The sequence below is a fragment of the Lichenifustis flavocetrariae genome, assembly GCF_026130545.1.
GTDB classification, from domain to species: domain Bacteria; phylum Pseudomonadota; class Alphaproteobacteria; order Rhizobiales; family Beijerinckiaceae; genus Lichenihabitans; species Lichenihabitans flavocetrariae.
In genome coordinates, this window is sequence record NZ_JAMOIM010000024.1 from 62,940 (window position 1) to 69,648 (window position 6,709).

Genomic DNA, 6,709 nt, shown 5'->3' on the forward strand with positions numbered 1-6,709 from the left:
CCGGTGCGTGCCTGTACGGGAGCTCAAGGCACGATCCGGGTTTGCGAGGCCTGCACTCGGGCGGTACCCATGAACGGCACCGCCTTACCGTTGCCGCCGGGCTGCGGCTCCATGTCGTATAGACGGCTGTTCCACTTCAATCCAAGGAGCGTGTGCAAACCTACGAACACGATCGCAACCATGAAAGCGAAGGCGAAACCGGCGCCGATCAAGAGAAGGCGGCTCCATCCGATGGGCCGAAACGGCGTCGTAGGCGGATCGACAATCTGGACCTTCAACTTGGTTTCCCGGGCAAATTGCAGACGCTGGTCTTCGGCCGCCCTTCGATAGGTCTGAAAGGCCTCTGTTGCGATGTCGATGTTGCGGCCGACCTTGTCATAAGCGGCCTCGGCCGACTGGAGGACCGTCAAACGTGCGCGCAGGGATGCCAGCGTGTCCTTTACCTCACGCAATCCCGCCGCAAGTGCGCTTTCGGCGGCTGCGATCTGGCTGTCGATACCGCGCGATTGACGACTGTCGGCAGTAAACTCGGTTTCGGCCTTGGCACGCTCGATGCGGAGGGCGCTGATCTGACCGCGCAGCGTTGCGATCTGGCTGCCCGCCATTGATCCCGCCTCGCCGGCCAAATTTTCCAAATTGGATGGCTCATTATCGGCCGTCGTCCCTTGCAAAAGGCCGGTCAGACGGTCGATGCGGGCCGCCACGGTCTGCTTTTCTCGCTTTAGATCGACAATCCCGTAGGTCACGTCTAAGTCGTGGCGCTCGCGCTCGGCAGCGTCGAGGTCGTCTGCGGCACGGCGGATCTGCCGATCCATAATGTCTGGGCTGTCGACCCGTCCAGTCAGGCCGACGACCGTATCGATGTAGTTCTTGAGAAAACGATCTAAAAATAGGGGGGGCACCTGCAGGCTGCGCCATTGAAACGACACCTGGATAATCTGAGCCTGCCTCACAGGATAAATCCGCAAAGCCTTGCCGACCTGCTCGATCAGCTTGTCACGCGGGCTGACATGCTCGGCCAGCATTAGCGTCGACAAGACGGTGTCGAGGGCTGCTTGCAGACGATCCGTGGTGGCTTTCAGGGCAATGACGATCGGAGATGTCGGGGGAGGATCGGCGAAGGTCTCGCTGCCTAGCGCATCAATGGTTGATTCAAGCAACTTGCTGGAACGCAGAATCTCGACCTGGGATGTAATCACCTCCACGGCCTGAAGCATGGCACCGCCATACTGGACATCGGCCCGCGAGAGAGAAATGCCACGCGTGTCGAAATTCACCAGCACTTTGGCCGAGGACTCGTAGACCGGACGCTTCAAATAGACCCCGCCGATGGCTCCCAGGGTGATGGTGACCAAAACGGCCACAAACAATCCTGGTCGCCTGGTCGCAGCGCGCGCAAAAAATAGGATCTGATCCATCGAGCCGCTGCTCCTTCGAAAGTCGGCGCCCGACATGTCTGTGATGCAGCCCACTGATAATGCGTCCATTATGACCGAAGCTGCACCCTTTGAGGTATAGCGTAACCAACCTAGGGTGAAAAGCCGAGGTCTTGTGCTGGCTGGCGGCGTGAGTTAACGTAATGCCCTATTCTGGTCACACACCATTTTGTTTTCGGACTTGCTGGTCACGTTATGTGAGCCGTTGATGTATCCATATTTTTGGCGGACGTTTGTTTGCTCTGCACTCGGACTGCTTTGGTCTGGTGTGAGCGATGCTCAGACTGTGTTTGGTGTCGCGGGCGTACCGAAAGCCGTCGGAATGCTGCGTGACTATCCGCGCATGTTTGGTTTGCTGAAATCCAACCGTATCGAGGCGTTTCTTCCAGTCTTTCAATATGTCGAGCAACCAACGTCCAAAACCCTTGGATTTGAGAGTGATTTTTTCCCCCCCTGTAGTCCAACGTCACCGGGCTTTGCTGCAGTGCGCCAATACGGCATCAAGCTGGTGGTGGCCGCAGATGTGATTTACCCCCGGGGTCAAGCGATGCCGCCGCTCGACATTGATCCGCTCAAGACGATCATCGGCTGTGCGGGACGAGAGAATATTTACGGCGTTCTCTCCTATGACGAACCTGTCCATCAGGGTGTCTCGGAGAGCGACGTGCAGCGCGTCTACCAACGGGTGAAGGCGGTCGACGGCACAGTGCCGGTTCTGATGGTGCAGGCGCCGATGATTGCCGATCAGCCGAAATTTGCGACTGCCGCCGGGCGAAACACCTATTTGCAGGCGGTCAAAATCTATAGCCAATATGCCGATATAGTCGGTTTTGACGTCTACCCGGTACCGCGTGAGATCGCGAAAGTTACGTCTCCCGATGACAAGGGTGCGGTGGTCGACCATCCGGCGACGATTGCCGGCTATATGGCTTGGCTCAAGCGCACGTTGCCGGGCAAGCGCCTGATGATCGTCTTGCAAGGCTTCTCCTACGCCGATGAGTTTGATCACGGCTTTCTCACACGGACGTTCGATGCCGCAACGATCAGGGCGATGGCCGGGCCGACCGCCGCGCAGATGACGGATATGACGCGCATAGCGATCACCGGCGGTGCTGACACTGTTTTCTGGTGGGGCCCGAGCTTCGTCGGCACAGTCAGCGATCCGTCCTGGTCCGCGATGACGACCGCGATCACCACACTGAAGACCAAGCCATGAGGTTGCCGAGCTCTGATTTTTTTCGACCCCGCGTCGACCGTCACATCCGTGGGAATTGAATGTCGTTCGTCGCGCAAAGCTTAGCCTTCGTCCGGACGCAACCCTTTCTCTATCGGCTTCTCGGCATCACGCGTTTCGCGGTGTTTCGAACGGAACTCGCCTACCGCAACTGGCGGCATCACCGGCGACCTTCAACAGATCAGGGTTTGCCTCTCCCACCGCCCGGCCTGCGCTTTAGAGTTGGCGGTTCTTTCGACGGCGATACCTTTCTGCGCATCGGCGCCGATTGCGCCACAGCTATCAAGGATGCGGTTGCGGCGGCCGGCATGGATCTCGCGAAAACACGGACGATCCTCGATTTTTCGTGTGGCTGCGGTCGCGTGATCCGTCATCTGCCGCCATCCAGCGGCGATCAGGTTATGCATGGCGCCGACATCGACGCGGTTGCAATCGCGTGGTGCCAGGAGCATCTCTCGGGGGTAGCGGAATTTCGACGTACCACGATTGAACCGCCGTTGCCCTATGCCACAGGACAGTTCGACTTGATCTACGTCGTGTCCCTGTTCACCCATATCGATGAACACCTGCAGGACCTTTGGTTGGCCGAACTCAGTCGGATACTCGCGCCCGGCGGTTTGCTCGTCGCCACGATCCATGGCCGGTTCAGCCAGCGCCATCTTCCCGCACAAGACAAAGCCCGCATGGTCGATCATGGCTTCGTCTATCAGGTCGGACAGACCGGAAAACTGAAGCTTGACGGGCTTCCGGACTATTATCAGGCCGCCTACCACAGCGAAGCCTACGTGCGGTCTCACTGGCGGACCTATGTTGAGCCTGTCCTCGTGCGCGAGCGTGGCATGAACAACGATCAAGACCTCGTGGTGCTTCGCAAACGCGCGTGATGCGTTTACCGCCACCGGATGGCTTGTGGCATCGACGTCCGTTTCTGTGCCTCCGAAAGCCGGATCATGCGTGCAAACGCGGCGACGGTGATCTTGCGCTGTGTCTGTACGGCGGCACGTTTTCGCAGCATCTCGGGAAGGCCGTGGAAGCCAGCCCGTAGACCCGACGCATAAGCGCCGAGGTTTCGCCGAAGCCCGGGGAAGCGTGACGTCGTCAGGCACAGGAACAAAAGCAGGATCTGGGCTGCGACCACCAGGGGAAGCATGAGGAAGACCAAAGGGCTCGGAATGGTCTTCCCCAAAACGAAAATGAGGTTCTTGGCCGTCATGCGGATTGAGAACGCGGAGGTGTCGCCGCCCGTGCTGGCACTGCCGACATGGTGCACCACCGCAGCAGGAATCGCGAAGCACCGAAATCCGGCCAGACGGGCCCGCAGGCTGAGGTCGACATCTTCCATATAGGCGAAGAACGATTCATCAAAGCCGCCCGTCGCCTCGATAACTTGCCGCCGGTAGATCGCCGCCGCCGCGCAGGCGCTGAGCACCTCGAATGGCTCATCAAACTGGTCGCTGTAGGGCGCACGATCCGCGATCTTGAACGACAAACCCGCCCATCCGAACCCATCGCCGATGCAATCGATGATCGCGGGATCGTCGTGACAGAGGATCATCGAGACGGCAAAATCGATCTCCGGGCAGCGTTCCATGACCGACATCAGTGCTTTAAGCCAGTTCACGTCGACGGTGGTGTCGTTGTTTAACGCAACCAGATACGCCCCGGCGCACCGTGCGAAGCCGATGTTCATCGCCCTTGCGAACCCGAGGTTTTCCGGCAAGGAAATCAGGACGACTTCAGGAAATTCGGCAGTCACGGCCGCGACCGATCCGTCGCTCGATCCATTGTCCACCACATAAACACGGTGGTCGCGATAGACCTGTTTTTCCAATGAATGGAGGCAAGCCAGCAGCAGGTCGCGGCCGTTCCAGTTGGGGATCACAATGGAGACAGACTCATGCATGCTCCAAGTCCCCACCTTTCCAATCGGAAGCCCCTGCCCCATCGAGTTCACTTGGCGGGCTTGATCATCGACAAGCGGTTCAGCTGTTTGAAGTTGTCATGTGCTGATGCGCCTTATTGCCATCCTACCCGCTCCAGAAGGACTTGTCGTAAACTCTGCTTCAAGGCAGCTACGCCCCCCCAATATATTTGGGTCACACTGTCCAAACTAAATCTGTATGCGGGCGCGCAAATCCAGAAGCTGCCACTAGCGAAGGGGGATGTCCCCGCAGCTTCGGCTGAAACAGCCGCTCGCAGCTCGTGTAGAAATTATTGCAGTCCGCCGATGCGATCGGGGCGCTCACGGCCCCTAAAACATGCGGATGGCGTGTTTCACGACACCCCACACCTCGAAGGCGGAGTCCTCGGGGATGACGATGTCCTTGAAGGCCTTGTTCTCGGCCTGGAGGACGATGCCGCCCGCCTTGACGCGATACCGCTTGATGGTGAACTCGCCGTCGATCAACGCCAGCACCACGCAGCCGTTGAAGGGCGACAGGGAGCGGTCGACGATCGCGATGTCCCCCGGAAACAGGCCGGCCCCATTCATGCTGTCGCCTGAAATCCGCACCGCGAACGTCGCGGACGGGTTTGAAATCAGCAGCTCGTTGAAGTCAAGCGGACGGTCCAGATAGTCGTCGGCCGGGCTGGGAAACCCGCAGGCGGCCGGCGATGCCATCAGCGGCACCGTCATCGTGTGCCGCACCTCGACGTTGAAGAAGGCGTTCAGGTCGCCCGGCCGGAGCGAGCCTTCGGCGATGCGCCTGGCGATCGTCGCCACCCGCAGCGGCAACCGCACCACCTTGGTCGCCTCGCCCGGTTTTCGGCCGCCCATACCCTTGCGGCTGACGCTGTATCTGCTCATCCCTGCCCTCAATTCCTGTTACGAATATTGAACAAAACAGGAACAAACCGCAAGCAAGAAAGTTCAGCCGATCAGGCGCTAGGCAGCGGCTCGGCTGAACAGGGGTTGATTATGACAGTTGCATGAACGAGCTGTCGCCGTTTGAAGACGGAGTAACAAGTTGGCAGCCTTTTCACACCCCCTCGCCCGCAAGGCGAAAGTCTGGTCGAGCGTCGCCGCAGGCAAAAAAAGCCACGGCGTTCTCGTGATCGTGACGACGCTTGCCCTCGATCCGAAAAGCAAGAAGTTCAAAGCCGAAAAGGTAGAACGCTTGTCGACCGTTGCAACGGAGTGGCTATCCTTCAATCAGGACAAGGCCAGCGAGTTCGTGCTGGTGAACCGCACCAGAGACTGGTGAGGCAGAAACCGTCTTCGGTTGACTGAACAGGCAAGGAGTAAGGACGTGTAGTCCGGCCCCTGCGGTGCTATTCAGCGGTGCAGATCGTGATCGAGATGCGCGGCCGGTCCCTGCCCTACATCCGGGCGCGGTGCTGGCGTGGACGTGCACGCCGTGCCTTTGTCAGGATTGCCAACCAGGCGGTTGTACAGCCCGCCTTCGGCGCGGCGCATGTCCTTCGCGGCGCGATCGTCGCCCTTCACCTCGTCGAGGCAGGCGAACGCCACCTTGAACGCCGTTGCGGCCACCATCGACCGGGCGGCCGTCGCCCTTGTCGAACAGCTTCACCGCGTATTGGCGCAGCACCGTCTCGGGATCGACATTCGGGGTGGGACGGCGCGGCTGTCCCTTGCTGCCTCCAAGCGATTTTACAGGGCCAGTGTAGCAGGCGAGGTCTTGAAACTCGTTAACGCCTCCCGCCAGGACAGAAGGTTCCAGCACGCCACCCTCATCCATATCTGAGAGGAGAACGCGGGCGAGCGTGCCGGTTGACTATCCATAGCCGCCAATGATTGAGGGATCGTAATCCTTTGGCCTAGGCGGGCGTCCTCCCACGCGGGGTAACGATCTAGCCGAAGACGGCCGGAGCCCCCTAAAGCGAGAAGGCGGTCTCCGCGCATGCGCGTGACGATCGTTGACGCGAGACAGTTGGCCCCTCGCCTTGCAGGCGACCCGCCGTCGCTCCGGCCAAGCGGCCTCCGAGTCGACACGAGCGACCGGAAGCCGCGCCACGGCGAGCTCTACGTGATCACGGTCAGCAGCCCGCGAGCGGCATGCGGTTTCGTCCGGAGGATCGT

General features: G+C 59.7%; 7 protein-coding genes. 3 read left to right on the top strand and 4 right to left on the bottom strand.

Annotation, left to right across the window (positions count from 1 at the left end):
* Positions 1 to 23 precede the first annotated feature (23 nt).
* Positions 24 to 1,418 (bottom strand): GumC family protein, encoded by a 1,395-nt coding sequence (locus M8523_RS25575; protein WP_282587720.1) that lies wholly within the window; start codon positions 1,416 to 1,418, stop codon positions 24 to 26.
* A 340-nt stretch (positions 1,419 to 1,758) separates the two neighbouring features.
* On the opposite strand from M8523_RS25575, the gene M8523_RS25580 reads away from it, so the two are divergent.
* A complete protein-coding gene (locus M8523_RS25580) occupies positions 1,759 to 2,652 on the top strand; it encodes a hypothetical protein (protein WP_282587721.1) in 894 nt (297 codons plus the stop codon).
* A gap of 59 nt (positions 2,653 to 2,711) precedes the next feature.
* Complete coding sequence (locus tag M8523_RS25585; RefSeq protein WP_282587722.1) at positions 2,712 to 3,554, top strand: class I SAM-dependent methyltransferase; 843 nt, start codon at positions 2,712 to 2,714, stop codon at positions 3,552 to 3,554.
* Positions 3,555 to 3,559: 5 nt separating this feature from the next.
* Here M8523_RS25585 and M8523_RS25590 read toward each other — a convergent pair whose 3' ends face one another.
* Positions 3,560 to 4,573, bottom strand: coding sequence for a glycosyltransferase family 2 protein (locus tag M8523_RS25590; protein WP_282587723.1), 1,014 nt, complete (start codon positions 4,571 to 4,573; stop codon positions 3,560 to 3,562).
* A 348-nt stretch (positions 4,574 to 4,921) separates the two neighbouring features.
* Positions 4,922 to 5,476 carry a LexA family protein gene (locus tag M8523_RS25595; protein ID WP_282587724.1) on the bottom strand — a complete coding sequence of 185 codons (555 nt, stop codon included), beginning with the start codon at positions 5,474 to 5,476 and terminating at the stop codon, positions 4,922 to 4,924.
* A 160-nt stretch (positions 5,477 to 5,636) separates the two neighbouring features.
* On the opposite strand from M8523_RS25595, the gene M8523_RS25600 reads away from it, so the two are divergent.
* On the top strand, positions 5,637 to 5,873 hold the full coding sequence (locus M8523_RS25600; protein WP_282587725.1) for a hypothetical protein: 237 nt from the start codon (positions 5,637 to 5,639) through the stop codon (positions 5,871 to 5,873).
* A 71-nt stretch (positions 5,874 to 5,944) separates the two neighbouring features.
* Here M8523_RS25600 and M8523_RS25605 read toward each other — a convergent pair whose 3' ends face one another.
* On the bottom strand, positions 5,945 to 6,163 hold the full coding sequence (locus M8523_RS25605) for a hypothetical protein (RefSeq protein ID WP_282587726.1): 219 nt from the start codon (positions 6,161 to 6,163) through the stop codon (positions 5,945 to 5,947).
* Positions 6,164 to 6,709 lie beyond the last annotated feature (546 nt).

Bases quoted from the DNA above. Each gene is read 5' to 3' on its own strand.
- M8523_RS25575 (WP_282587720.1), bottom strand. From the start codon at position 1,418: ATGGATCAGATCCTATTTTTTGCGCGCGCTGCGACCAGGCGACCAGGA.
- M8523_RS25585 (WP_282587722.1), top strand. From the start codon at position 2,712: ATGTCGTTCGTCGCGCAAAGCTTAGCCTTCGTCCGGACGCAACCCTTT.
- M8523_RS25580 (WP_282587721.1), top strand. From the start codon at position 1,759: ATGCTGCGTGACTATCCGCGCATGTTTGGTTTGCTGAAATCCAACCGT.
- M8523_RS25595 (WP_282587724.1), bottom strand. From the start codon at position 5,476: ATGAGCAGATACAGCGTCAGCCGCAAGGGTATGGGCGGCCGAAAACCG.
- M8523_RS25605 (WP_282587726.1), bottom strand. From the start codon at position 6,163: ATGGTGGCCGCAACGGCGTTCAAGGTGGCGTTCGCCTGCCTCGACGAG.
- M8523_RS25590 (WP_282587723.1), bottom strand. From the start codon at position 4,573: ATGCATGAGTCTGTCTCCATTGTGATCCCCAACTGGAACGGCCGCGAC.